We start from the raw sequence: 2,194 nt of genomic DNA on the forward strand, positions 1-2,194 counted from the left end.
AAGCTCGCCGACCTGGAGCGCCGTCGGGCCGAGGCCGTGACCGCCGCGGAGGAGAACGCGAAGGCCCGGCAGCACCCGCGCGGCAAGAAGACTTGGAGGATCAGGTCAGCACGCTCGATGCACAGCGGGTGGCTCAGGCGGGCTGCCAGCGGCCGCCCCACCGCCGGGTGAGCGTGCCGCCGAAGGTGTCGGCCAGAGCGTCGACACGGTCGTGGACGGCGTCGGCCACGCGGTGCGCGGCGTCGTCGTCCTCCGCCGTGAAACGGACCGTGATGCGTGCCCGGCCCCGCACGACGCCGACGTCGTACGCCTCGACGGTGACGAGCTCGCGCGCCGCGTCGGCCGCGGCGGGCAGCACGTCGGCGGGGTCGACCCCCGGCTGCAGCAGTCCGACGGCGAGGCTCACGCGGTAGGAGGGCACCCGGCGATCCTGTCATCCCCACGGGCACCGTCTCGTCACAGGTCGCCCCGGTCCCGGACACCTGCGCCCCCGTAGACTCGCGGCCGTGACTGCCGAAGCCTCGACAGACCCCGTGCCCTCCACCGTCCAGGATCCCACCCCCCGGGGTGTCGCCCTGGAGATCGCCGTGCAGGACGTCGCGGGCGCTCGCGTCGCTGCCGAGAGCGGCGCGGACCGTCTCGAGCTGTGCGCCGCGCTCGCCGGCACGGGCGGGCTCACCCCGTCGACCGGCATGGTCGCCGCCGTCGCCGACGCGCTGCGCGGGTCGGGCGTCGGCGTGCACGTGCTGGTGCGCCCGCGGGCCGGGGGCTTCGTCTTCGCGGCCGACGAGGTCGACGTGCAGGTGCGCGACGTACGCGCGGTGCTCGACGCCGGGGCGGACGGCGTCGTCGTCGGCGCCCTGACGCCGGACGGCGAGGTCGACGGCGCGGCGCTCGCGGCGTTCGTGGCCGCGGCCGGCGGCGCGGACGTCACGTTCCACCGCGCGATCGACCAGGTGCCCGACCCGGTCGCCGCGCTCGACCTCCTCGCGCGCGCGGGCGTGCGCCGCGTGCTCACCTCGGGCGGCGCCCCGCGAGCCGGTGAGGCCCTCGACGTGCTGGCTGCGCTCGCCGCGCGCGGCAGCGAGCTCGGCGTCGAGGTCATGGCCGGCGGCGGCGTCCGCGTGGGCGACGTCCCCGCCCTCGTCGGGGCCGGCGTGCACGCCGTCCACCTCTCCGCCAAGCGCACCGTCGCCGCCGACGGCGGCCCCGGGGGCGGCGGCGCCGGCGGCTACGACGTCACCGACCCCGAGGTCGTGGCCGCGACCCGGGCCGGCCTCGATGCCGCGCTCGCGGCGGCGCCCGACGCCGAGGCGGGCGCATGACCGGCCTCGCGCAGGCCGCCGCCGTCGCCGCGTCCGCCACCGACCCGGCGGAGGGGTACGACGGCTTCATCGGCTGGGTGCTGGGCCTGATGACGACGCTCGGCGAGATCGGCGTCGGCGCGGCCGTGCTCATCGAGACGTTCGTGCCGCCCATCCCGTCCGAGGCCGTGCTGCCGGCGGCCGGCTTCCTCGCCTACGACGGGCAGATGAACGCCTGGCTGGCGATCCTCGCCGCCACGATCGGCGCCGTCGTCGGCGCCTGGGTCTGGTGGTACCTGGGCCGGCTGCTCGGGCGCGACCGCACCCGCGCGATCGTCGACGCCATCCCCCTCATGGACGGCTCCGACTTCGACAAGGCCGAGGCGTTCTTCGCGAAGTGGGGCCGCATCGCGGTCCTCGTGGGGCGCTGCGTGCCGCTCGTGCGCAGCTTCATCTCCATCCCCGCGGGCATCGAGCGCATGCCGTTCTGGTCGTTCACGCTCTACACGGCCATCGGATCGGGCGTGTGGAACGGCATCTGGGTGGGGCTCGGCTACGCCTTCGGCCCCGCCATCGAGCCCGTGCTGGCGCAGTGGAGCGGCATCATCTCCGACGCCGTCCTCGTGGTCATCGGGCTGCTCGTGCTGTGGTTCGTCGTGGTGCGGCTGCGGCAGCGCCACCTCGCCCGCCGCGGCCCGCGCGAGCCGGAGCACCGGCACCGTCGCCCGCGCTGACCCGTCGAGGCCGAGAGAGCACGAAGCTTGCCGACGTAGTTCGAGCCTTGCCGAGGTAGTCCGGCGGTCTCAACCGGTCATCGCAACACCGGGTTGGTCAGGTGGTCGAGAGTAGCTCGGCGAGTTTCTCGGCGGGGGTTGCCCAGCCGAGGGTCT

The 2,194-nt window shown here is 75.7% G+C and carries 3 protein-coding genes; 2 read left to right on the plus strand and 1 reads right to left on the minus strand.

Annotation, left to right across the window (positions count from 1 at the left end; translation table 11 throughout):
* Nucleotides 1–133 precede the first annotated feature (133 nt).
* Nucleotides 134–421, minus strand: coding sequence for a hypothetical protein (locus tag ABZ493_RS21725; protein WP_430584193.1), 288 nt, complete (start codon nucleotides 419–421; stop codon nucleotides 134–136).
* 85 nt (nucleotides 422–506) lie between these two features.
* Here ABZ493_RS21725 and ABZ493_RS21730 point away from each other — a divergent pair, with 85 nt between their 5' ends.
* Both ABZ493_RS21730 and ABZ493_RS21735 read left to right on the plus strand, forming a co-directional pair.
* On the plus strand, nucleotides 507–1,325 hold the full coding sequence (locus tag ABZ493_RS21730; protein WP_430584194.1) for a copper homeostasis protein CutC: 819 nt from the start codon (nucleotides 507–509) through the stop codon (nucleotides 1,323–1,325).
* Nucleotides 1,322–2,038 carry a DedA family protein gene (locus ABZ493_RS21735; protein ID WP_430584195.1) on the plus strand — a complete coding sequence of 239 codons (717 nt, stop codon included), beginning with the start codon at nucleotides 1,322–1,324 and terminating at the stop codon, nucleotides 2,036–2,038. Before ABZ493_RS21730 ends, ABZ493_RS21735 begins: the two co-directional genes overlap by 4 nt.
* Nucleotides 2,039–2,194: the final 156 nt, after the last annotated feature.

The organism is Isoptericola sp. NPDC019482 (genome assembly GCF_040632295.1).
GTDB lineage: Bacteria > Actinomycetota > Actinomycetes > Actinomycetales > Cellulomonadaceae > Isoptericola.